General features: G+C 63.4%; 18 protein-coding genes. 9 read left to right on the top strand and 9 right to left on the bottom strand.

The annotated features are described in order from the left end of the window. Positions 1-72: 72 nt before the first annotated feature. From AC1VVM_RS14165 to AC1VVM_RS14125, 9 genes are all read left to right on the top strand, one after another. The gene (locus AC1VVM_RS14165; RefSeq protein WP_482955248.1) at positions 73-2,001 is read left to right on the top strand and encodes a DNA polymerase III subunit gamma/tau; all 1,929 of its coding nucleotides are present in this window, start codon (positions 73-75) and stop codon (positions 1,999-2,001) included. Between the two features lies 1 nt (position 2,002). Then, a complete protein-coding gene (locus AC1VVM_RS14160) occupies positions 2,003-2,338 on the top strand; it encodes a YbaB/EbfC family nucleoid-associated protein (protein ID WP_132385674.1) in 336 nt (111 codons plus the stop codon). Between the two features lie 398 nt (positions 2,339-2,736). Continuing rightward, positions 2,737-5,148 carry an endopeptidase La gene (gene lon / locus AC1VVM_RS14155; protein WP_482955247.1) on the top strand — a complete coding sequence of 804 codons (2,412 nt, stop codon included), beginning with the start codon at positions 2,737-2,739 and terminating at the stop codon, positions 5,146-5,148. A gap of 612 nt (positions 5,149-5,760) precedes the next feature. Beyond that, positions 5,761-6,786, top strand: a complete 1,026-nt coding sequence (locus AC1VVM_RS14150; protein ID WP_132385817.1) for an aspartate-semialdehyde dehydrogenase — start codon at positions 5,761-5,763, stop codon at positions 6,784-6,786. A 277-nt stretch (positions 6,787-7,063) separates the two neighbouring features. Continuing rightward, positions 7,064-7,627 (top strand): DedA family protein, encoded by a 564-nt coding sequence (locus AC1VVM_RS14145; RefSeq protein WP_482904434.1) that lies wholly within the window; start codon positions 7,064-7,066, stop codon positions 7,625-7,627. Between the two features lie 62 nt (positions 7,628-7,689). Next, entirely contained in the window at positions 7,690-8,226 is a 537-nt protein-coding gene (locus AC1VVM_RS14140) for a DUF1993 family protein (protein WP_482955246.1), read from the top strand. After that, positions 8,223-8,669: a GFA family protein gene (locus tag AC1VVM_RS14135; protein ID WP_482955245.1), complete on the top strand. Its 447-nt coding sequence runs from the start codon at positions 8,223-8,225 to the stop codon at positions 8,667-8,669. The genes AC1VVM_RS14140 and AC1VVM_RS14135 overlap by 4 nt, the downstream gene beginning before the upstream one ends. A 31-nt stretch (positions 8,670-8,700) precedes the next feature. Further along, positions 8,701-9,462, top strand: coding sequence for an alpha/beta fold hydrolase (locus tag AC1VVM_RS14130; RefSeq protein WP_482955244.1), 762 nt, complete (start codon positions 8,701-8,703; stop codon positions 9,460-9,462). A 334-nt stretch (positions 9,463-9,796) separates the two neighbouring features. Continuing rightward, the gene (locus AC1VVM_RS14125; protein ID WP_482955243.1) at positions 9,797-11,635 is read left to right on the top strand and encodes a M2 family metallopeptidase; all 1,839 of its coding nucleotides are present in this window, start codon (positions 9,797-9,799) and stop codon (positions 11,633-11,635) included. 65 nt (positions 11,636-11,700) lie between these two features. Here AC1VVM_RS14125 and AC1VVM_RS14120 read toward each other — a convergent pair whose 3' ends face one another. The 9 genes from AC1VVM_RS14120 to AC1VVM_RS14080 all read right to left on the bottom strand — a co-directional run bounded on the left by AC1VVM_RS14120 (position 11,701) and on the right by AC1VVM_RS14080 (position 22,763). Further along, positions 11,701-12,102 carry a hypothetical protein gene (locus AC1VVM_RS14120; RefSeq protein WP_482955242.1) on the bottom strand — a complete coding sequence of 134 codons (402 nt, stop codon included), beginning with the start codon at positions 12,100-12,102 and terminating at the stop codon, positions 11,701-11,703. A gap of 142 nt (positions 12,103-12,244) precedes the next feature. Further along, positions 12,245-15,034, bottom strand: a complete 2,790-nt coding sequence (locus AC1VVM_RS14115) for a TonB-dependent receptor domain-containing protein (protein ID WP_482955241.1) — start codon at positions 15,032-15,034, stop codon at positions 12,245-12,247. A 463-nt stretch (positions 15,035-15,497) separates the two neighbouring features. Then, positions 15,498-16,928 (bottom strand): AMP nucleosidase, encoded by a 1,431-nt coding sequence (locus tag AC1VVM_RS14110; protein WP_482955240.1) that lies wholly within the window; start codon positions 16,926-16,928, stop codon positions 15,498-15,500. Between the two features lie 225 nt (positions 16,929-17,153). Then, positions 17,154-17,663, bottom strand: a complete 510-nt coding sequence (locus tag AC1VVM_RS14105; RefSeq protein WP_482955239.1) for a GNAT family N-acetyltransferase — start codon at positions 17,661-17,663, stop codon at positions 17,154-17,156. A gap of 85 nt (positions 17,664-17,748) precedes the next feature. Then, positions 17,749-18,345 carry a 50S ribosomal protein L9 gene (rplI, locus tag AC1VVM_RS14100; protein ID WP_132385662.1) on the bottom strand — a complete coding sequence of 199 codons (597 nt, stop codon included), beginning with the start codon at positions 18,343-18,345 and terminating at the stop codon, positions 17,749-17,751. Positions 18,346-18,359: 14 nt separating this feature from the next. Continuing rightward, positions 18,360-18,584: a 30S ribosomal protein S18 gene (rpsR, locus tag AC1VVM_RS14095; RefSeq protein WP_021232952.1), complete on the bottom strand. Its 225-nt coding sequence runs from the start codon at positions 18,582-18,584 to the stop codon at positions 18,360-18,362. A gap of 3 nt (positions 18,585-18,587) precedes the next feature. Next, positions 18,588-18,950, bottom strand: a complete 363-nt coding sequence (gene rpsF, locus AC1VVM_RS14090; RefSeq protein WP_132385661.1) for a 30S ribosomal protein S6 — start codon at positions 18,948-18,950, stop codon at positions 18,588-18,590. A gap of 197 nt (positions 18,951-19,147) precedes the next feature. Then, positions 19,148-21,958 (bottom strand): tetratricopeptide repeat protein, encoded by a 2,811-nt coding sequence (locus AC1VVM_RS14085; RefSeq protein WP_482955238.1) that lies wholly within the window; start codon positions 21,956-21,958, stop codon positions 19,148-19,150. A 376-nt stretch (positions 21,959-22,334) separates the two neighbouring features. After that, positions 22,335-22,763 carry a GNAT family N-acetyltransferase gene (locus tag AC1VVM_RS14080; protein ID WP_482955237.1) on the bottom strand — a complete coding sequence of 143 codons (429 nt, stop codon included), beginning with the start codon at positions 22,761-22,763 and terminating at the stop codon, positions 22,335-22,337. Between the last annotated feature and the right edge of the window lie 130 nt (positions 22,764-22,893).

Here is a 22,893-nt window from a genome sequence, read left to right as displayed (position 1 = left end):
TTTCACGCACGGCTGTGGAGCAAATCGCTTTCCTCCTGACATTCGCGGCCCCAACCCCTAGTTTGGCAGACGATGGACGATTCACGCGACATGTTCGGCGATAGCCCGCCCTGGAATGACGGGGACGAGGAAGAGGCCGCACCGACCTCGGCGGAAATGGAAGCCGCCGGGCAGGTGTCGATGTTCGGTGATCCCGAACCGGCGCCCGAGCCTGCTGCAACGGAGCCGGAAGCCGAACCTGCTTCGGAGCCGGAACCTGTGGCTGAACCGGAGGCTGAGGTCGCGGCGCCTGCACCTGCACCTGCACCTGCACCTGCAATTCCAGCCGCCCCGAAAGCACCGGCACCTGTCGGCACGCCCGCGCAGCCCTATCGCGTGCTGGCGCGCAAGTACCGTCCGCAGAGCTTCGGCGAGCTGATCGGCCAGGAAGCGATGGTCCAGACCCTGGCCAACGCGATCAAGCGCGACCGGCTGGCCCATGCCTTCCTGATGACCGGCGTACGCGGTGTGGGCAAGACATCGACCGCGCGCCTGATTGCCAAGGCGCTCAACTGCATCGGTCCGGACGGGCAGGGCGGCCCGACCATCGATCCCTGCGGCCAGTGCGAGCCGTGCCGCGCTATTGCCGAAGGCCGCCATATCGACGTGATCGAGATGGACGCGGCCTCGCATACCGGCGTGGATGACGTGCGCGAGATCATCGAGGCCGTGCGCTACGCTGCCGTTTCGGCGCGCTACAAGATCTACATCATCGACGAAGTCCACATGCTGTCTCGCAATGCATTCAATGCCTTGCTGAAGACTCTTGAAGAACCACCCGCACATGTGAAGTTCCTCTTCGCGACAACCGAAGTGGACAAGCTGCCGGTCACGGTGCTCTCGCGCTGCCAGCGCTTCGACTTGCGCCGTATTCCCGCGCCGATGCTGGCCGATCACTTCGCGAAGGTCTGTGGCCTCGAAGGTGTCGAGGCCGAGGGCGAGGCGCTGGCCATGGTCGCCGCTGCCGCCGAAGGGTCCGTGCGTGACGGCTTGTCGATTCTCGATCAGGCGATTGCCCATGCCGATCTGGATGGCGAAGGCCAGGTCCGTGCCGACAAGGTGCGCGACATGCTCGGCCTTTCCGACAAGAGCGTCCAGCGCAAGCTGATCGCGGCGATTCTCGATGGCAAGGGCGCCGATCTGCTGGACCTGGTCGCGCACCAGTTCGCGCTGGGCGTCGAGCCGATCGCGATCCTGCGCGGGCTGATGGAACTGGGCCACCGGATCGCCGTGGCGCAAGTCGCCGGCAGCGCGCACGATGTCCATTCCGCCGAGGAGCGCGAAGCGATCGAAAGCTGGGCCAAGGCGCTCAAGCCCGGTCAGGTCCATCGCCTCTGGCAGCTCCTGCTCAAGGGGCATGAGGAAGTGAAGTCCGCCCCCGATCCGCTGGTCGCCGCGCAAATGGCGCTGCTGCGGATCATGCATGCGGCCGACATGCCCGATCCGGGCTCGCTGGTGAAGAAGCTGGAAGACCTTGCCGCGCGCGCGCCTGTCGCTGCCGCGCCGGTTGCCGAAGGTCCGGGCGCCCCCGCCGGAGCGGCGCCTGCCGCCACGGTATCGCCGGAAATGCTGGCGAAGCGCTGGGAAGAACTGGCCGACGACGTCGAGCATGCGGGCGAGCTTTCCACCGCCAACACCATGCGCATGCAAGTGCGCGTGGTTGAGCTGCGGCCGGGGCTGCTGCGCTATTGCCAGCCGCCGGGCTTCAGCGAGGACATTACCGCACTTGTGCGTGCTGGCCTTGCCAAGGCGACCGGCGAGCGCTGGGAAGTCCACAAGGTCAGCGAGGACGGCGCGCCGACGCTGGTCGAACTGGCCGAAGCGAAGAAAATCGCGGAAAGTGACGAGGTCAACCAGCACCCGCTGGTACTGGCCGCCAAGGCCGCTTTCCCGGATGCCAAAGTGATCGAGGATGAAAGCCCGCTTGCCGTTGGCGGCGGTGCCCGCAATTGGAGACGTTGAAATGAAGTCGATGGAAGAGATGATCCAGGCGGCGCAGCAGGCCGCCGAGACCATCCAGAAGCAGATGAACGAGACCCAGGCCAAGCTGGACTCGCTCGAAGTCGAAGGGCTTTCGGGCGGCGGGCTCGTCAAGATCCGCTGCTCGGCCAAGGGCCGCGTCATCGCCGTGTCGATTGATGACAGCCTGATGCAGCTGGATGAGAAGCAGATCCTCGAAGACCTCGTGGTCGCTGCCTACAACGACGCGCGCGTCAAGGCGGACTCGGTCGCCGGTGAGGAACTGGCCAAGGCCCAGCAGGGCATGGGTCTGCCACCGGGCTTCAAGATGCCGTTCTGATTCTTTCTGTTTTGAGGCCGATTTGTGACAGATTTTTCTGACGCCGATGGGTGTCTGGGGAAATCCGGGACGGGCCTTTTCGCCGCCCTCGGTGCGGACCATGGATTCACCGAATTCATGGGCCGAACCGGGGGCGGTTTGCCGTTTTTGGCCGCTCGCCGGGCCCGAAACCGCTTATCTACGGCCGATCCGTCCCATTTCCGGAACGGATGACCCCGGTGTGCCGAATGCGCCTCAGTTGCGGATATTCTACACCGGCAATAAGGATTACCGTGGAGGCGAACGGCAAGCGCTTCCACAGTCTTTCGCGGCTATTGCATTGCGTGCTGCCTGATTGACACCATATCTATCGCCAATGGCCGGCGTCCGAATGGGCTTCGGCACGTATAGAATTGGATATGCCTTTGAACCTGCTTCCGTTGCTGCCCTTGCGCGATATCGTCGTGTTTCCCGGCATGGTCGTGCCTCTCTTCGTCGGCCGCGAAAAATCCGTTGCTGCACTTGAGGCGGCGATGGCGGGTGAAAAGGACATCTTCCTTCTCGCCCAGCTCGATCCCAGCTGCGACGATCCCGAGCGTGACGATCTTTATGACACCGGCGTGATCGCCAGCGTCCTGCAACTTCTCAAGCTGCCTGACGGTACCGTCCGCGTGCTGGTGGAAGGGCAGGAGCGTGCGCGCCTGACCGGCCTTCAGGCCGAGCAGGGCGCCGAGGGCGAAATGCTGGTGGCCGACGTCGAGCGGATCGATGCGGACACCGTCGAAGGTTCCGAGAGCACCGAAGTTGCCGCGATGATGCGCTCGGTGGTCGAACAGTTCGGCGAATATGCCAAGCTCAACAAGAAGCTCTCGCAGGACGCGGGCGAACAGCTGGGTGACATCGAGGATGCCGCCCGCCTGGCCGATACCGTGGCCGCGCAGCTTTCCGCCAAAGTCGCGGACAAGCAGGCCGTGCTCTCCGAGCCCGATCCGCTCAAGCGGCTGGAGATGGTCTATTCCTTCATGGAAGGCGAACTTGGCGTCCTTCAGGTGGAGCGCAAGATCCGTGGCCGCGTGAAGCGGCAGATGGAGAAGACCCAACGCGAATATTACCTGAATGAGCAGCTGAAGGCGATCCAGTCCGAACTCGGCGGCGGCGACGGTGAAGAAGCCAACGAGATTCAGGAACTTCAGGACAAGATCGAGAAGACGCGCCTGACCAAGGAAGCGCGTGGAAAGGCCACGGCGGAGCTGAAGAAGCTCAAGTCGATGCAGCCGATGAGCGCCGAAGCCACGGTCATCCGCAATTACCTCGATGTGCTGCTGGGCCTGCCCTGGGGCAAGAAGAGCAAGCTCAAGCGCGACATTTCCGAGGCGCAGGGCGTTCTCGATGCCGATCACTACGCGCTCGACAAGGTCAAGGACCGCATTGTCGAGTATCTGGCCGTGCAGGCGCGCACCAACAAGCTGAAGGGGCCGATTCTGTGCCTCGTCGGCCCGCCGGGCGTCGGCAAGACCTCGCTGGGCAAGTCGATCGCCAAGGCTACGGGGCGCGAGTTCATCCGCCAGTCGCTGGGCGGCGTGCGCGACGAGGCCGAGATTCGCGGCCACCGCCGCACCTACATCGGCTCACTGCCGGGCAAGATCGTGACCAACCTGCGCAAGGCCGGCAAGTCGAACCCGCTGTTCCTGCTCGACGAGATCGACAAGCTGGGTCAGGATTTCCGCGGCGATCCGGCCTCGGCCCTGCTCGAAGTACTCGATCCCGAACAGAACGCGAAGTTCCAGGATCACTACCTCGAACTCGATATCGATCTGTCGGACGTGATGTTCGTCTGCACCGCGAACAGCCTCAATCTGCCGCAGCCGCTGCTCGACCGCATGGAGATCATCCGTCTTGAGGGTTACACCGAGGACGAGAAGGTCGAAATCGCCGAGCGCCACCTGATCCGCAAGCAGGTGGAGGCGCATGGCCTCAAGAAGGGCGAGTTTACGCTCACGCAGGATGGTCTGCGCGATCTCATCCGCTACTACACCCGCGAGGCGGGCGTGCGTACGCTGGAGCGCGAGATTGCAAGGCTTGCGCGCAAGTCGCTGCGCCAGATCCTTGAAGGCAAGACGAAGGGTGTGGTCATTACGCCGGAAAACCTTGCCGATTTCGCGGGTGTGCGGAAGTTCCGCCACGGCGTGGGCGAGGAAGAGCATCAGGTGGGTGCCGTCACCGGCCTCGCCTGGACCGAAGTGGGCGGCGAACTGCTGACGATCGAAAGCGTGACTGTGCCGGGCAAGGGCGCGATCAAGGCGACCGGCAAGCTTGGCGAAGTGATGAACGAGTCGATCCAGACCGCCTTCAGCTTCGTGCGTGCGCGCTCGCCCGCTTACGGGATCAAGCCGTCGATCTTCAACAAGAAGGACATCCACATTCACCTGCCCGAAGGCGCGGTGCCCAAGGATGGCCCCTCGGCCGGTATCGGCATGGTCACCTCGATCGTCTCGACGCTCTCCGGCGTGCCGGTGCGCAAGGACATCGCCATGACCGGCGAAGTCACCCTGCGCGGCCGCGTGCTGCCGATCGGCGGGCTCAAGGAGAAGCTGCTGGCCGCTCTGCGCGGTGGCATCACCACGGTGCTGATCCCGGAAGAGAACCGCAAGGACCTCGCCGAGATCCCCGAGAATGTGAAGCAGGGGCTGGAGATCATTCCGGTCAGCCATGTCGACGAAGTGCTGGCCAAGGCGCTCGTCGAGCCGCTCACCGCGATCGAGTGGACCGAGGCCGACGAACTGGCCGCCGCTCCGCCGCAGACACCGGCCCCCTCCGCCACCGCGCACTGAGGCGGTCGGCATAACCGAAACGAGAAGGGCGCCGGTCGATCCGGCGCCTTTTTTGTATCGGGATGGCGGCTATTTTGAATGGCAACTACCGAACCCGGCCTCACTCCTGCTCAGGCTGAACTTGTCGAAGGATGCGAGCCTTGCACCACGCGCGCGGGGGCTTCGACAGGCTCAGCCTGAGCGGGAGTGGAAGGCGTAGGATTTGATCCGTCGGCCTGATCGGGACCGGTGAACAGGCTATTGTGCCGGCGATGGCGGGGGCACTCTTTGGGTTTCCCCCATCAGCGCGATGACGGCGGCTTTGAAAGGGTAAGCTACTGTCTCGCCCCCCACACCGCTCATCCTGAGCTTGTCGAAGGATGGGAAGCTCGCGCCACGCCCTCAAAGGCTTCGACACGCTCAGCCTGAGCGGGCGGGTGTCCGGTTTGCTCTTCCCCATCCGACTGGCGTTCCATTTCCTTTACGGGCGGCACGCCGTAATTTTCGGTCGAATTTCGATTTCCTTGCGCAAGCGGTTTGCGCAGTCTCTTGCCATCCCCGCGCTGTGCCTGTAACGGGCCGCTTCCCGCGCCGCGTCCTTGCCGTGCGGGGATTTGCATGAAGGATCTTGAAATGGGTTACCGGGTTGCCGTCGTCGGCGCGACCGGAAATGTCGGCCGCGAAATGCTCAACATCCTCGCCGAGCGCGAATTCCCCTGCGACGAGATCGCAGCGGTGGCTTCGTCGCGTTCGATCGGGACCGAGATTGAATTCGGCGAAACCGGCAAAATGCTCAAAGTAAAGAACATCGAGCACTTCGATTTCACCGGCTGGGATATTGCGCTCTTCGCCGTCGGCTCCGAGCCGACGAAGATTTACGCGCCGAAGGCCGCCGCTGCGGGCTGCGTGGTGATCGACAACTCGTCGCTCTATCGCATGGACCCGGACGTGCCGCTGATCGTGCCGGAAGTGAACCCGGACGCCATCGACGGCTACAAGGCGCGCAACATCATCGCCAATCCCAACTGCTCGACCGCGCAGATGGTGGTGGCGCTGAAGCCGCTGCACGACAAGGCGAAGATCAAGCGCGTCGTCGTTTCGACCTACCAGTCGGTTTCCGGCGCGGGCAAGGCGGGCCTTGATGAGCTGTTCGAACAGAGCCGCGCGATCTTCGTCGGCGATCAGGTCGAACCGCGCAAGTTCACCAAGCAGATCGCCTTCAACGTGATCCCGCATATCGACGTCTTCCTCGACGACGGTTCCACCAAGGAAGAGTGGAAGATGATCGTCGAGACCAAGAAGATCCTCGATCCCAAGATCAAGATCCAGGCCACTTGCGTGCGCGTGCCGGTCTTCGTGGGCCACTCGGAATCGCTGAACATCGAGTTCGAGAACGAAATCTCGGCCGAGGAAGCACAGGACATCCTGCGCGAAGCGCCGGGCATCATGCTCGTCGACAAGCGCGAGGACGGTGGTTACGTCACCCCGATCGAAGCCGTTGGCGACAGCGCCACGTACGTCAGCCGCGTCCGCGAGGACCCGACTGTAGAGAACGGCCTGGCCCTGTGGTGCGTATCGGACAACCTGCGCAAGGGCGCTGCCCTGAACGCGGTGCAGATCGCCGAACTGCTGGGCCGCCGCCACCTCAAGAAGGGCTGATTTCGGCTCCGGTGACGGGCGGGCTTCACGGCCTGATCTGACAGACAAAAAGGTCCGCGAGGCAGATGCTTCGCGGGCCTTTTTTGTGCGCACGCGCGGGGGTCTTTGGGGAACCCATGGCAGCGAAATTCTGTATAGTGCGTTTGTCTTGAACGGTTCCGCCACGCTTCAGGCATGCCCCTTCGGGTACGCCTAACAGGGAAGGCCATTGAGTGACCTCACGCATCGTCGAGCAGGGTGATGGCACCCGTCTGAGTGCAGTGCGAGTGGTTGCGCCGTGACGATTGAGCAGATCATTGCCCAATACGGCCTTGTCGGGCTGTTCCTCGGCGCGGGTTTCGAAGGGGAGACCATGACCGTCCTGGGCGGGCTCATGGCGCATCGCGGATTGTTGCCCTATTGGCCGGCGGTGCTGGTTGCGGCGGGAGGGTCGTTCTTTGCCGATCAGCTGTTCTTCCAGCTGGGACGGCGCTTTCGCGATCATGGTTTCGTTCGCCGTATGCACGCCCGACCTGCCTTTGCGCGGGCGCTGGCGGCGTTCGAACGCCATCCGCTCACCTTCACTTTCGCGTTCCGCTTCATTTACGGCCTGCGCACGGTGAGCCCCGTTGCCATCGGCACCACGCGGCTGGCGACACGGACGTTCGTGGCGGTGAATGCCGTGGCGGCGCTGGTCTGGGCGTTCATTTTCGTTTCGCTCGGCTATTGGTGCGGGGAGGCGATCGATACGCTTTTCGGGCGCATCCGGTCGATCGAGCACTTGCTGGCCGGAGTCGTGGCGGTGGCACTGATCGCGGCACTGGCCATCCATTACATACGGCGCCGACCACCCGCCGCATGACTCTTGTCCCGGCGGCGCGGCGGTTCCATCTAGGGGCTTCCTGAAAGCGAGGGAGGCTTTTCATGCAACAACCCGACGCCGCATCCGGTCTGGCGCTCATCGCCAGCCGGCTCAACACTCTTTCCGCATTGCTCGACAAGGCCGAGGGGCTTTGGGTGGGCAGGAATCTCGACACGCTGGCCGCCGCGCGGCTGGCGATCGACATGCATCCGCTGTCCTGGCAAGTGGCTGCCACCGCGACGCAGGCTGAGCAGTTTCTCGCATGGAGCCGGGGCAAGGAGCAGCCGAACACCGTCACTCCGCCCACCGGCTGGCATGATGCGAAGGCGTTGCTGCGCGAGGTACTGGCCAAGGTACAGGCAGCGGCGGCTGAGGCTGCGGCACTGCCGGAGACGAAGCACATCCGACTGGAGCCGATCGGCATGTGCCTCGATCTCTCCGGCCAGCGCTATCTGGACGACTGGATCCTGCCCAATCTCTATTTCCACCTGATCACGGCCTACGCGATCCTGAGGATGCAGGGGCTGGAGTTCGGCAAGGCCGATTTCATGGCGCACCTTGCCGGGGACATCCGGCCGATTGCGCCCACGCCGGTATGACGGTGCGGATGACCGGCGGCTGCCAGTGCGGCCGCATCCGCTACACCGCCGAAGTCGATCCCGAGACGGCCTATCTGTGCCATTGCAAGATGTGCCGCCGGGCGACCGGGGGCGTCTCCACTGCCTTCGTCAATCCGCCGCGCGATAAGGTGGTCTGGCATACCGAGCCGGACTGGTATCAGTCCTCGCCCATCGCGCGGCGGCCGTTCTGTTCGCAGTGCGGCACGCCGCTGGGATTTGAATTCAGCGAGGGCGCGACGAATATCGACCTTACCGTCGGCAGCTTCGACGATCCCACGCCGTTCCGGCCCGAGCACAACTATGCCACTGAATCGATGCTTCCGGCATGGGCTGACGTGACGCATTTGCCCGGCTACACGAGCGCCGAGAATCCCAATGTGATCGAGCGCTGGAAGGCGGCCGGAATGGCACCGCCCGAGTGATCGATCCTCCCGTAGAGCAGGCGAATTGGCAGTGAGCGACGCTAAGACCGAATATCTCGAAGGCTATGCCGGCACCCGGCTGGCCGTGCATGTCATGGGCGATCACGGCGCGCGGCCGCTCCTGTTGCTCCACGGGCTGTTTTCCAGCGCGGATGTGAACTGGATCAAGTACGGCAACGCGCGGATACTTGCCGATGCCGGGTTCGAGGTGTTCATGCCGGACTTGCGCGCCCATGGGCAGAGCGGGGCGCCGCACGAAGCCGATGCCTATCCGGGCGACGTGTTGGTGCGCGATCTCAAGGCGACGGTGGAGCAGCTTGGCCTTGGGGACTTCGACCTTGGCGGCTTTTCGCTGGGCGCGCGGACTTCGGTGCGCGGCGTGCTGGCGGGGCTGGCGCCGCGTAAGTTGATCCTTGGCGGCATGGGGCTCACTGGCCTTTCGGGCTGGGCGCGGCGCTCGGCGCATTTCGTGGATGCCATCGATCGCTTCGGCACGATCGAGCGCGGGGACAAGGCTTTCATCGCGCAGGCCTTCATGAAGTCCATGAACATCGACCGCGTGGCGGCCCGGCTGCTGCTTCAGTCGGTGGATGATACGCCTGCCGATGCCATCGCGCAGGTCTCGATGCCGACGCTCTGTGTTTCCGGCAAGGATGACCACGATAACGGTGCGGCTGTCGATCTGGCGGCGGCACTGCCGGACGGGCGCTATGTCGAGACGCCGGGGAATCACATGTCTTCGGTGACGTTCAAGGATATGGGCCGGGCTATGGCGGCGTTTCTGCTCGATTGAGGTTCGCGCGACGAGAAGGAAAGACATGAGTTCGCGCAAAGGCGCAAAGGCGCCAAGGGGCCGTGTGATTGTGGCATCGCCGTTTTGAGCCAATACCCTCTGCGCACTTCGATAGATGGCAGAGGGTAAGATGCCTTCGGCGCCTTGCGCGGCCTCTTTGCGCCTTCGCGCCTTTGCGCGAAAACCTGTCTTTTTTGCGTAATTTACCTAGCCCGAGGCGCATCGGCTTTATGTCATCGGGCATATATCGGCCATCGCCCTCCCGATACGGTTGATCTTGCGCCAAGCGCGGTTAGTCTCCGGCGCCATCAGAACATACCAAGAGGGCGCACCCATGAAATTCGCATCCACCGCACGCGCGGCGCTGGCCGCCGGGCTTTGCTTCGGACTTGCCGTTCCCGCTTTCGCCGAAGAAGCCAAGGCCGACTATCCCACCACCGCCGCTGGGGCGGCACAGTTCATCGCCGATGCCGAGAAGGACCTGTTCCCCGCCTCGGTCGACAATGCGCGCATCAGCTGGGTGAACTACACCTACATCACCGACGATACCGACGCGCTGGCGGCGCAGTCGAACGCGGCGATCACCGAGAAGCAGGTCGCCTATGCGATCGAAGCCGCGAAGTTCGCGAACGTCCCGGGCCTCGATCCCGACGTTGCCCGCAAGCTGGGCATCCTGCGTCAGGGCATCGTCCTGCCCGCGCCGACCACGCCGGGCGCGGCGGACGAACTGAGCACGATCTCCACACGCCTTGCCTCCACGTACGGCAAGGGCCGCGGCACGCTGGACGGCAAGGAAATCAACGGTTCGGACATCGAGGCCGCCATGGGCGACCTCTCGCACACCCCGGCGGAATTCGCCGAGATGTGGACGAGCTGGCATGACAACGTCGGCGCGCCGATGAAGGGCGATTACGTCAAGATGGTCGGCATCGCCAATCAGGGCGCCAAGGAACTCGGCTATGCCGACGTCGGCGCCATGTGGCGTTCGGGTTATGACATGACGCCGGAACAGTTCTCGGCCGAGACACAGCGCCTCTGGGAAGAAGTGAAGCCGCTCTACCTCGCGCTGCACACTTACGTCCGCCACAAGCTGAACGAGAAGTACGGCGATGCCGTGCAGCCGAAGACCGGCCCGATCCGCGCCGATCTGCTGGGCAACATGTGGTCGCAGGAATGGGGCAACGTCTATCCGCTGGTGGCTCCGGCCGGCGCGGGCGATCTTGGCTATGACATCGGCGCGCTGCTGAAGGCCAAGGGCAAGATCCCGCTGGACATGGTGAAGTATGGCGAGGGATTCTATTCCTCGCTCGGCTTCGCGCCGCTGCCGGACACGTTCTGGAAGCGCTCGATGTTCGTGAAACCCGCCGACCGCGAGGTGATCTGCCACGCGTCGGCCTGGGATATCGACAACAAGGACGATGTGCGCATCAAGATGTGCACCAAGGTGAATTCGGAAGATTTCGTCACCATTCACCACGAACTGGGCCACAACTACTACCAGCGCGCCTACAACAAGCAGCCCTACCTCTACCTCAACGGCGCCAACGATGGTTTCCATGAGGCGATCGGCGACTTCATCGCGCTGTCGATCACCCCGCAGTACCTCGTCCAGATCGGCCTGCTCGACAAGGACAAGGTGCCGAGCGCCGACAAGGACATCGGCCTGCTGCTGCGTCAGGCGATGGACAAGGTGGCGTTCCTGCCGTTCGGCCTGCTGATCGACCGCTATCGCTGGGGCATCTTCGACGGCTCGATCAAGCCGGCCGACTACAACAAGGCGTGGACCAAGATGCGCCTCGACTATCAGGGCGTGGTGCCGCCTTCGGCCCGTCCCGACGACGGTTTCGATGCGGGTGCCAAGTTCCACGTGCCGGGCAACACGCCCTACACGCGCTACTTCCTCGCGCGCATCCTCCAGTTCCAGTTCTACGAAGCGGCGTGCAAGCAGGCCGGCTGGAAGGGCCCGCTTCACCGTTGCAGCTTCTACGGCAACAAGAAGGTGGGCGAGAACCTCGACCGCATGTTGGCGATGGGCATGTCGAAGCCCTGGCCTGAGGCGCTCAAGGCCTTCACGGGTTCGGACAAGCTGAGTGCCAAGCCGATGCTTGCCTACTTCGCACCGCTCCAGAAGTGGCTCGACGAGCAGAACAAGGGCGAGAAGGCCGGCTGGTAATACGAATGCGGCGCGGGAGCATGGGCTCCCGCGCCGCATCTATCGGCCGTTCAGGGCCGCAGGCGTCATTGCATTCCCGGCATCCATTTCGGCGGACTGCTGTTCGCGGCGATGTTGCTGAGCGTGCCGATCCACAGCGACTGATGGCCCGAGCGGGGCAGGATATGGCCGGAGAAGCGGAACGTGACGGCGCGCGGATGCTTGCCTAGCAGCGTGTTCAGCTGGCTGGACGCATCGCGCGAGAGTTCGAAGCGGTTCCGCCCGGTCTTGTCGTCGCAATCCGGCGCCTGAAGCGAGAAGCCGTCCACGCCCGCGACCAGCACGCCCTGACCCTGCACCGGACCCGATGAGGTGGTGTTGACGTTCCAGCAAGCGCCCATTTCATGCGCGGGTTTGAGTTCGGAACAACCTGTGCCTGCCAGAGCAAGCAGGCCTGCAATCGATAGTCGCACGTGTGCCGTCTTCATCGGTGCTGTCATCCTCTCTCTTTTCATTTTTTTGAGAGGATGACGCGGTATTGTCCGTCGTGCAACGAAAGATGTCATCTGCGGTTCATGAAAGACCGCGAAATCGGGGAGCCGGACGGACCCGGCTCCCCTCTTTTCACTCTTAGAAGTCGACAGTCACGTTCATGAAGAGCGTGCGGCCATAGACGTCATACGTGGATGGATAAGTGTTCGCCTGCTCCTGGTTGTCGCCCAGGATCGGCGGCTTCTTGTTGAACATGTTGTTCATGCCCACCGACCAGGTGAACTGCTTGGCCACGTCGATCGAGGCTGCCAGGTCGAAGTAGTCGAACGCCTTGATCTTTTCGACGCTGTAGTCGGTCGACACATCGTCGTCCTTGACCGGGGACAGGTGACGCCAGGCGAGCGAGAGGGTCTTGCCTTCGGTCGACCATGTCACGCGGCTGTTGAGGCGCCACTTGGCGTAGACGTTGCCGCAGAGCAGGCCGAACTTGCCGGCGCAGTCATACGACATATCCGAAATCGTCGCGATCGGCGTGAACTTCCAGCTCATCAGGCGGGTGCCCGAGAAGCGCAGGTCCAGCTTGCTCTCGTCATTGACGCCGAACGCGAGCGGGATCGTGTAGCGCGCGTCGAAGTCGATGCCGTCGGTCTTCACGCCGCCCGAGTTCGTCAGGTTATCGATGGCGCCGTTGATATTGTAGCTCGTCGGATCGCGCGGCAGCAGCGAGCAATAATCGGTGTTGTAGGGCGTCCAGCCATTGGCGGCAGTGCCGTAGCAGGCACCGACGATGTTGTTGGTAGTCGCGGTGGTGATGAAGTTGTCGATCTTGATGTTGTAGTAATCGACCGTCAGCGAGAAGCCCGGAATGAAGCGGGGCTGGATCACCGTGCCGAACGTCCAGGTATTGGCGGTTTCCTCACGCAGTGCGCTGTTGCCCGCGTTGTAGCTGAGGATCTGCGGATCGGTGGTGAAGTTGCCGATCTTGCCCGCCGGAACGCCCGAGGCGATGCAGCTGGCATTGAGCGTGGCATTGGAAAGCGCCGCGCTGGTGGCGCAGGGGTCGCTTGCGGTCTCGTAGTTTCCGATGCTGCCGCTGTAGAGATCGGCAACCGTTGGCGCGCGAACGGCCCGCGAATATTGCCCGCGCAGGCTGATGTCCTTGACCGGTGCCCAGACAAGACCGGCCGAGAACGTGCCGACCTGACCCGCTGCCGTCGAGTAATCGGAGAAGCGATAGGCGCCGTTGAATGCCAGACGGTCGATGAACGGCTTGTCCGCCAGCAGTGGCACGTCGATCTCCGCGAAGAGTTCCTTGACGTTATAGCCGCCCGCGGTCGGGCCGGAGGCGTTGAAGCCGATCACGTCGCCCGAGGAGAGCGCCGCGTCGGGTTCGAACTTGCCGTGTTCGTTGCGGTATTCGGCACCGAACGCCAGACCTGCGGCCCCGGCGCCGAGGTCGAACAGCGAATTGTTGGTGATCGCGCCGCTGGCGACCTTCTCGGTGATGGTCGAGCGGTTGACCGTGTCGATCGAGATGAAGTCGGCCGCCGCCTGGCTGATGTTGCCTGCGCCGAAGATGTTGAGCGGGACGCAGCCGTTGCTCGTATCGGTGCAGACAAGGTTGCCCGCGCTGTCACGCGTGGTCATCAGCGCCTGCTGGACGCGGCTGGCCGAGACGTTGCCGTACTGGTGCTCCACCTGCCGGGTGCGGGCGTAGCTGAAGTAAGCGTCGTAGTTCCAGTCGCCTGAGATATTGCCGCGCGCGCCGATCAGGCCGCGAACGGCCTTGCTGTCCATCACCGAAATGCGGTTGCCCACTTCGTTGAGGCGGCGATAGACCGAAGCGGACGTGTAGCCGTCACCATCGGTATCGTAGCTTTTCAGTAGGGCCTGCGAGTCCGCCGAGAGGAACGAGCTGTTGGTGTCGATCTCGTACGTGCCCGAGAGCGGCGTCGGCGCCAGCTGGTTCTTCACGCGGTTGTGGACGTACTGGCCCTCGCCATAGAGCGTCAGGTGATCGCTGACGTCGAAGTGGGCCTGACCGAACAGCAGTTCGCGCTTCTGCGGGACCTGAAGGTAGTTTTCCGAGGCGTAGTTATAGGCGTCTGCCGAGGTATAGTCCCGGTAGTTGCCGTCCTGATTGAACATGTAACGGTTGCCGTCGAGCGAGATCGCGCCCTGCGGGATGTAGCTCGAACCACCGGCCGTCAGGCCGCCAGCGCCGTCTTCGGTCTGGGTCGTCGCGGTGTACTTGCGGGCCGACTGGAGGATCGGATTGCGGCGCATGTAGTCGCCATAGAGCGTGATGTTGCCGCGCCCGTCCGCGAAGTTCTTGCCGACCAGCAGGCCGCCGCCGTACTGCGCGCCGTCGCCCTGTCCGGTAAGGCGGTAGTTGGCGTTGGCCTGCACGCCGTCATAGTCCTGCTTGGTCACGAAGTTGACCACGCCGCTGACCGCGTCCGAGCCGTAGACTGCCGATTTGCCGCCCGTGACCACATCCACGCGCTCGATCAGCGCGGTCGGGATCGTGTTGAGGTCGACCACCTGATTGGTGTCGTAGGAAACGTAGCGACGGCCGTTGACGAGGATCAGCGTGCGCACCGCGCCAAGGCCGCGCAAGTCGGCCGTGGCGACGCCGCCGCCGGGATTGTTCGACGATGCGGTCGCGCCCGGAAGTACCTGCGGCAGGTCCTTGAGGATGTTCTCGACATTGACCTGTCCGGTCAGTTTGATCTCTTCCCGGCTCACCGCCATGATCGGCGCGGCCTGTTCGAGATTGGCGTTGGACAGGCGCGAGCCGGTGACGACGATGGCGCCCGTATCGGCACCGGCGTCGGTTTCATTGCCGGAAGTGGCGGCAGTGTCTTGGGCCTGAGCTGCGACCGGTAGACCCATGAGGAGCGTGGACGCCAGAAGAAGGCGCTTCATCTCGGATGTCATTGATTACTCCCTATTGCGGATTTCGGCGCGGGAGAGGGGTGTGCGCGTCGAAATCAGGAAAGGGTGTCTGCGCGGGAGTCCCACGCTTGTCATGCGAGATCAGTAGTTGTGTTTGATTGATTCAGGGTTAGTTGTAGAACTGCCACAACTATTTCAGATCAAGAAAAGAAGATGAAAAATTCGAAATTCGAAAGAAATACAATTGAAATGGAATTTCATGTTCTTTTCTTGAAGGGTGATATCTCGATTATTGGTTGTTTGAGCATCAATCAAGTCTAAAAGTGTCCATAATATCGTATATTATGGAATATAATTATACCGCTCTATGGTGATGCGATGGTTGATTGCGCTGGTTGGCCGGAGAGGCGTGCAACGAAAAGCCGCCGCTTTCATGACGAAAACGGCGGCTCATTCGTGTCTTGGTGATGGACCGGCGGCGAACCGCGGCCGTTTAACGGAACGGCGGTTCGTTGAATGCATGCAGCTTGCGGCTGTGCAGGCGCTCGCCCTCGGCGCGCAGCAAGTCGCAGGCCTGGAGGCCGATCTTGAGATGGCTGGCGATGGCTTCCTCATAGAACCGGTTGGCCTGGCCAGGCAGCTTCAGTTCGCCATGGATCGGCTTGTCGGAAACGCAGAGCAGGGTGCCGTAGGGTACGCGGAAGCGGTAGCCCTGCGCGCTGATCGTGGCGCTTTCCATGTCGATGGCGATGGCGCGGCTGAGGCTGAAACGGTGCGCGGATTCGGTGTAGCGCAGTTCCCAGTTGCGGTCGTCGGTGGTGACAACGGTGCCGGTACGCATGCGCTTCTTGAGATTGGCGCCGCCTTCGCCGCTCACCGCCTCGGCGGCGCTGGCCAGCGCCTGCTGGACTTCGGCAATGGCAGGCAGCGGGATTTCCGGCGGCAGCACGCGGTCAAGCACGTGGTCGTCGCGCAGATAGGCATGGGCGAGCACATAGTCGCCGATGCGCTGGCCTTCGCGCAGGCCCCCGCAGTGGCCGATCATCAGCCAGACCTCCGGGCGGATGACCGCGAGGTGGTCGGTAATGGTCTTCGCGTTCGAGGGGCCGACGCCGATATTGACCAGCGTGATCCCCGACTTGTCCGGCCGGATCAGGTGATAGGCCGGCATCTGGTGGCGGCGCCACGCAGTGTCGGACAGGCGTTCACGCGCATTGTCGACCGGCGTGTCGAGATAGAGCCCGCCCGCGCCAGAAAGCGCGGTGTAGCCATCGGTGCCGATCTGCCGGCCTGCCCAGTCCACGAACTCGTCCACGTAGCGGTGGTAGTTGGTGAAGAGGATGAAGCGCTGGCAGTGCTCGACGCTGGTGCCGGTGTAATGCTGAAGGCGCGCGAGGCTGAAGTCGGTGCGCAGTCCGTCGAACAGGGCTAGCGGCAGCGGCTCGTCCTGCGGGTGCATGAAGGTGCCGTCGGCGATCTCGTCACCGATCATGGCGAGTTCGGTGGTCGGGAAGTGCGCCGCCAGTTCCTGCGGCGTCACGCTGCCCATGCCGATGCCGTCGAGCACGTAAGGGAAGGGGATCTCCTGCGTGGAGCGGCCCACCTCGATGGCGATTTCATAGTCTTCGTGAAGCAGGCCGAGCTGTTCGTGCAAATAGTCTGCGAAGAGCCGCGGGCGCGTGATCGTGGTGACGTATGTGCCGATGTCGTTCAGCCGTCCGAACGAGCGGCTGTAGAGCGAACCGCGCTCGACGCCATGATAGGTGATGCGCAACTCGGGATAGCACCAGGCACGTGCTTCGCGGCGTTCGACAGGAGGGAGTGTGCCGTTCTCGACAAAGGCGGCGATATCGGCCTTCAGAGTGGTGACGGCGGTTTCGTAAACGCGGACCAGTTCCGCGATCGTGCTTTCGATCGTTTCCATCGCCCACACTTACGCGATTCGTATTGCAGTGCAATAGTCGGGCCGGGCGATTGGATTGGGGTGTTTGCGTGGGAAGGTTTCACGCGGAGGCGCGGAGACGCGGAGGATTTCTGGTGCGCCATGGGCGCCTTCAGTATGTGTCGTCAGCGTTTTGCGCGTGCCGCGAGTATGAGTGCGGCTTTGCCGCCGGCGTTATTCCTCCGCGTCTCCGCGCCTCCGCGCGCATCAATCTATGATGCGCATCAGATAGGTCACAGTCTTTCCGTTCCCCAGCAGCGCCTCGCCCACGGGTTTGAAGCCAAGCGCCTGATGGAAGGCTTCGCTGACCGGGTTGGGCGGGTCGGAATTGACTTCGCAGACCACGCACTCATGCCCGGCGGCGCGGGCCCGCTCGAAGAGATGAGCGTAGAGCTTGCGGGCAAACCCGCGCCCGCGTGCCTCCGGCGCGGTGACCACCCGGTCGACATAGACGAAGCGCGGGTAACGAGCGCGGAACCATTGGAAATTGGCGCTGTCGTAGTCCGCATCCTGATCGAAGGCGATCAGCGCTGCGTCCAGCGTTCCGGCATTCCGGCCAATCCGCGCCGCCACGAAGGCGCGCTCCACCAGCAACTCCATCCGTGCCGCGTCGGCCAGCGAAAGCTCGACCGCATGGGCATTGTTGAGCGCCAGCAGCGCCGCGCGCAATTCGGCATTGATGGCATAGCCGGGGCGCAGATCGGTGGGGTCGGTCATCGTCAGGTCCGCACAAAGGAGAAAGGCCCCCGCTCCGTGAGGAGCGAGGGCCTTTCGAAACGCTTGGTCAAGCAGAAGGGGAAGCTCAGGCTTCCTCTTCGCCTTCCACCGCAGCTTCTTCGACCGCGATTTCGCCGGGTTCGGCGTTCGGGTCGTAGGCTTCGGTGAAGCCCGAGACGTCCTGTTCGAACATCGCGGCCATGACGTCGACGCCCTGCGACTGCAGGTCGGCTTCGTCGGGCGAGCGAGCGACGTTCACCTTGACGGTGACGGCGACTTCGGGGTGCAGGTTCACGCGAACGTCGAACACGCCGATCGTCTTGATCGGGCGTTCGAGCACGATCATGTTCTTCGCAACCTTGGCGCCATCGGCGTTCAGGGCGTCGACGATGTCGCGCACCGAAACCGAACCGTAGAGCTGGCCCGAGTTCGACGAAGCGCGGATCAGGACGACCTGCTTGCCTTCGACGTCGCCCGAGTGCTGCTCGGCAGCCGAACGACGCTCAGCGTTTTCGGCTTCGATCTTCGCACGGTTGGTCTCGAAGACCTGCTTGTTGCGCTCGTTGGCGCGGAGCGCCTTCTTGTTCGGCAGCAGGTAGTTGCGTGCGTAACCGTCCTTGACGGAAACGACGTCACCAATGGCGCCGAGCTTCTCGATGCGTTCGAGGAGGATGATATCCATGAGGTTCGTCCCCCTTACTTGACGATGTAGGGCAGGAGGCCGATGTGCCGGGCGCGCTTGATCGCCTGGCTCAGCTCACGCTGCTTCTTTGCGGAAACCGCGGTGATGCGGCTGGGAACGATCTTGCCACGCTCGGACATGAAGCCCTGAAGCAGACGCACGTCCTTGTAGTCGATGGCCGGAGCGTTCTTGCCCGAGAACGGGCACGACTTGCGGCGGCGGAAGAATGCACGTGCCATGGATCAGGCTCCTTCACGTTCGCGACGGCGAGTACGCTCGCGATCGCTCTTGCGCATCATGACCGAGGGGCCGCCTTCGTGCTCGTCGACGCGGACGGTCATCCAGCGGATGATGTCTTCGTTGATCGCGGTCTGACGCTCGAGCTCGGCGACAACGTCACCGGTAGCTTCGATGTTCAGCATCACGAAGTGCGCCTTGCGGTTGCGCTTGATCTTGTAGGCGAGATTCTTGAGGCCCCAGGTCTCGGTCTTGGTGACCTTGCCCTGGTTCGACTCGACGATCTCGGTGGCGGTGGCGGCAAGCGTATCGACTTGCGCCTGGCTGAGGTCCTGGCGTGCCAGGAACACGTGCTCGTAAAGAGCCACGGCACTTCCTTTTCTCTAATCTAACCGATCGCTGGCTGTCCGCGGGATTGCGGGGCCCCTCCGGCTTTCGTCCTTTCCGAGCGGCCATGCGGCACGGTCGGAAGGCGCGCCCTTATGCGGGGTGGCCGGGAAATGCAAGCTCTATCCGACCGCACGCCCCCGGCCGATGCCGGAGGCGTGCAAAGCGAAACGGGCGCTCAGGGCTTGATCCCGAGCTTCGTGTAGAGCGCATCCACGCCCGGATCCAGCCGGCGGGCAACGGCGATTTCGTCCCGGCTCTCGGCCGCGCGGCCAAGGCGGGCGAGGACGATGCCGCGCATGTAACGGCTTTCGGCCTGGGTCGGCGCCTCCAGAATTACGGCATCGAGATCGTGCAGGGCATCGTCATAGCGGCCAAGGCGGAACCAGATCACCGCCCGGCTGTCGAGCGGGCCGACCGGGCTGGCGGCCAGTTCGACCGCGCTGGAACACTGGCGAACCGCGCTTTCCACCTCAACCCCGCGCATGCCCTTGATCCAGCAGGCCAGATTGAGCAGGTCCGGGCTCTGCGGCCTCTGCGTCATCAGCGTGTCCAGCATCGAGAGCGCCTCGGTCGCATCGGCATAGAGGCCCAGCTTCTCGACTTTCGACATTTGCCAGAACCGCAGCTCGTCGCCGCCCAGCGCAATCTTCTCGTCGATCAGTTCGCGAACTTCGTCGGTCTTGCCTTCCAGTGCCAGCAGCGTGGCCACGAGATCGGCGGAGGCGCTGTCCGAAGGATCGAGTTCCTGCGCCTTGCGGGCATCGGCCATTGCGCCCGGCACGTCGCCCAGCGCGCGGTTGACCTCGGCGCGTTCGAGATAGGAGGGCGCATCTGCCGAAAGGGCGATGGCGTGGGTCAGGTCCTCGCGCGCGCCTTTATAGTCACCGATGCCCCGGCGCACGCTGGCCCGCGCGATCCAGGGATCCGGTTTGGGCTCCTTGGCCGCCATGGCCTTGGTCAAGATGCCGTCGATGGCGGCGGCCTGCGTCGTGCCCTTGGCGGCCGGAGTGAGATCCCAGCGACGCGTGGCATTGGCGGGGGCGACGATTTGCGGGACTTGCGCCTGCGCCTTGGCGAGCTGCGCGCGGTCGGCGGCGATCCGGTCCGCGGGAACTTCCTGCCCCGAAGCGTCCTGCCGCTCGTCATAGGAGAACAGGCCGCCAGTGAGCGCCGCATGCCCGGTGAAACGCGATCCCCCCACCGAGGCGTCGATGTCGTTCGCGCCCTGAAGCGTATAGCCCTTGCCGCCGTCAGGCAGCTTGATCCGCACATGATAAACCATGCTGACCGGCTGCGTCGTGGCGACCGGAAGCTGCCGCCATTCGGCGCGGGCACGGTCGGGGATGAAGGAGAAGTCGGCGAGCATGCTCTCCATCCGCCGTTGCATCAGCCGGTCGCGCGGCCTCCACACGGTGGTGACGATGCCACGCCCCTTGAGCACGGTAGTGGCATTGTCGGTCGAGGTTTCGATCGAAACCTCGGCGTACTGACCTTGGCCAAGCACGCGCGTAAGCTGGCTGCGGACCATGTCGTCGCGCTGCTCGGGATCGAGCGAGTTGGCGGCTAGCCCGATGCCGAGCGCCTGCGCGCCGTGGAGCGTGACTTTGGCGGTAACGACTGCCGGCAGATCGAGGCTGGTGCTCTCGTCATAGTCCGCCTCCAGCTCCAACGTCGGCCGCGCGTTGGCGTGGGTCTCGATCAGTTCGGGCTCGGCGCCGGCCGTACGCAGCGGCAAGACGTAGCCGAAATCGGGCGTGTCATGGATGTCCTCGATCCGCGAGCCTAGCCCGGTGCCGTCAAGCCAGAGGCTCTGTCCGCCCACTTTCGCCCGGACCAGCACGTGGTCGAACACGGCGGCGCTGGGCAGGCGGCGCGGCAGATCGAAAGCGCCGCCTGTGGCGCTGGCGGTCACCGCCTCGGCCTCCACGCCCAGCCGGTCGAGCAGGGCCAGCAGGAGCAGGGTCTTGGCCTTGCAGTCGCCGTAGCGCAGTTGCCAGGTCTCCGCCGGCTTCTGCGGCGTATAGTTGCCGCCGTTCATCTGGACCGCGAGATAGCGCACTTTGTCCTGCACGAGCTGGAGCGCGGCCTGCGCACGCGTCAACGGATCGGTCGAGGCGGCGGCGATCTTGTCCGCCTCGGCGGCCAGCGGGGTGCCGTCCGCAATGAGCCCGTGCGCCGCGTAGAGCGGGGCGAACGTGCGCGAAACCTCAGGCCAGTCGCGGAACGTGGAGAATTCGAAAAGCGGCAGAGGGCGGAATCGCGCGGGTGCGTCGGCCGGCATTTCGGGCTGCTTGGCCAGCGGTAGCGCCACTTCCAGTTCCATGGTGTCGCCATGGCGGACCGGGGCTGCCGGGCTGTCCTTGGTGAGGATCTGCCACTTGGCGTTCTCCGCCACCGGCCAGATCACGCGCAGGCGCCCGGTGCCGATCCGCAAGGGGCGAACGGGGAGGACGGCCATGGCCTGCACGTGATCGCCCAGCACTTTGTCATGCTGCGTGCTGGAATAGCGCAGGCGGAACAGATCGCCCACGCGCAGGCCCTGAATCGCGGCCGTGGCGCTAAGGACGCCGGTGAGCTGGCGCTGTTCGAGCAATTCCTCGCGGCGCAGCACGTCAAGCTTCATGCCGCCCTTGAGGAGGTCGATAGTCTCGCCATCGCGCACGATCGAGATCTCGTGAATGATGAGGTCTCCCTGATCGGGGGACCACTGCGCAGCTACGGTAGAGAACTGGGCGAGCATCTCGGCAGAAGCGATCCGTACCGCCGTATCGTTATATCGCCAGAGCTGGCCGCCTTCGACCTTCTGCTGCGAATCGTAGATGGCGATGGGCGCCGTGTCGGAGCCGGTGGCGGCAGGCAGAGCGGCGACTTTCACCCAGGCGGGCGAGGGCTGGTAGAGAACGGTCTCGCCCGCAAAGGCCGGAGACGGAATAGCCGCAACGATGGCGCAGGCCAGAACGGCCCGCGAGACTTTGCCCAGATGCACCTGAATTTCCCCCAATTGAACGGCGCAAATGTGTAATCCATTGCCATTGCCGCGCAATAGGGTGGGCGAGAAATGGCACGTCTTTCTGGGCGCCCGATGGAAAGCTTTGGCCGCCTCCAAACCCCCGTCATCCTGAACTTGTTTCAGGATCCATCTCGCCGCTTGCGCCGTGTTTTGATCGGCCAATCGTACCTATTCGCTCTCCACATCGCTCATCCTGAGCCTGTCGAAGGATGCCAGCACCGCGCCACGCCGCCGGGGGCTTCGACAAGCTCAGCCTGAGCGGGATCGAGAAAATGGTTGAACGAGCGGAAATATCGATGTCTGTTTCGGACGCGGAAGCATTGCTTCAAATGGCCAAAATTGCGGGAAACAGTCAGGCCGGTTTCAGGCGCTTGCGAAGGAAAATGCGGACATTGTCACGTGGCGAATTATCGAGCGTGCCAAACACCTCGTATCCGAGTCTCTCGTAAAACCCCCGCGCCTGGAAAGTGAAAGTGGTCAACCAGGACCCTACACACCCTCGCTCAATCGCGAGTTCTTCCGCCGATGCCAACAATTGCGCGCCTAAATCTTGACCCCTTAGTGCAGTCGGCACGACAAGGTAGTCAACGAAGAGCCAATCATAAACGGTCTTGCCCCATAGGCCTCCGATGATCGCGCCATCTTCGCCAGTGAGGGTGATGGCGACGGGTTGAGGGTCTGGGGGGTAACCGTTCTCGGCATTGAAGGCCGCCAGTGGGCGCAAGATCGCGTCTCGGATCGCGTCCGTCGGGGTTTCACATAGGGTAAGGGCAGTCGCCATGCTCATCCTGCTCATTGTTCAAAGAGCAGCTTCGTCGAGAAACGGGGCAACAATTGGGCGAGCACAACGGCGATTCCGGAAAGGCATATCTCGGGTAAAGGCAGCGACAGATGGATTTAGCGCTCGAATT

Source organism: Novosphingobium sp. BL-S-33, from assembly GCF_056857025.1.
This window is presented reverse-complemented; position numbering and strand designations above follow the sequence as displayed.

Bases quoted from the DNA above. Each gene is read 5' to 3' on its own strand.
- AC1VVM_RS14165 (WP_482955248.1), top strand. From the start codon at position 73: ATGGACGATTCACGCGACATGTTCGGCGATAGCCCGCCCTGGAATGAC.
- AC1VVM_RS14160 (WP_132385674.1), top strand. From the start codon at position 2,003: ATGAAGTCGATGGAAGAGATGATCCAGGCGGCGCAGCAGGCCGCCGAG.
- lon (WP_482955247.1), top strand. From the start codon at position 2,737: ATGCCTTTGAACCTGCTTCCGTTGCTGCCCTTGCGCGATATCGTCGTG.
- AC1VVM_RS14150 (WP_132385817.1), top strand. From the start codon at position 5,761: ATGGGTTACCGGGTTGCCGTCGTCGGCGCGACCGGAAATGTCGGCCGC.
- AC1VVM_RS14140 (WP_482955246.1), top strand. From the start codon at position 7,690: ATGCAACAACCCGACGCCGCATCCGGTCTGGCGCTCATCGCCAGCCGG.
- AC1VVM_RS14135 (WP_482955245.1), top strand. From the start codon at position 8,223: ATGACGGTGCGGATGACCGGCGGCTGCCAGTGCGGCCGCATCCGCTAC.
- AC1VVM_RS14125 (WP_482955243.1), top strand. From the start codon at position 9,797: ATGAAATTCGCATCCACCGCACGCGCGGCGCTGGCCGCCGGGCTTTGC.
- AC1VVM_RS14120 (WP_482955242.1), bottom strand. From the start codon at position 12,102: ATGAAGACGGCACACGTGCGACTATCGATTGCAGGCCTGCTTGCTCTG.
- AC1VVM_RS14115 (WP_482955241.1), bottom strand. From the start codon at position 15,034: ATGAAGCGCCTTCTTCTGGCGTCCACGCTCCTCATGGGTCTACCGGTC.
- AC1VVM_RS14110 (WP_482955240.1), bottom strand. From the start codon at position 16,928: ATGGAAACGATCGAAAGCACGATCGCGGAACTGGTCCGCGTTTACGAA.
- AC1VVM_RS14105 (WP_482955239.1), bottom strand. From the start codon at position 17,663: ATGACCGACCCCACCGATCTGCGCCCCGGCTATGCCATCAATGCCGAA.
- rplI (WP_132385662.1), bottom strand. From the start codon at position 18,345: ATGGATATCATCCTCCTCGAACGCATCGAGAAGCTCGGCGCCATTGGT.
- rpsR (WP_021232952.1), bottom strand. From the start codon at position 18,584: ATGGCACGTGCATTCTTCCGCCGCCGCAAGTCGTGCCCGTTCTCGGGC.
- AC1VVM_RS14080 (WP_482955237.1), bottom strand. From the start codon at position 22,763: ATGGCGACTGCCCTTACCCTATGTGAAACCCCGACGGACGCGATCCGA.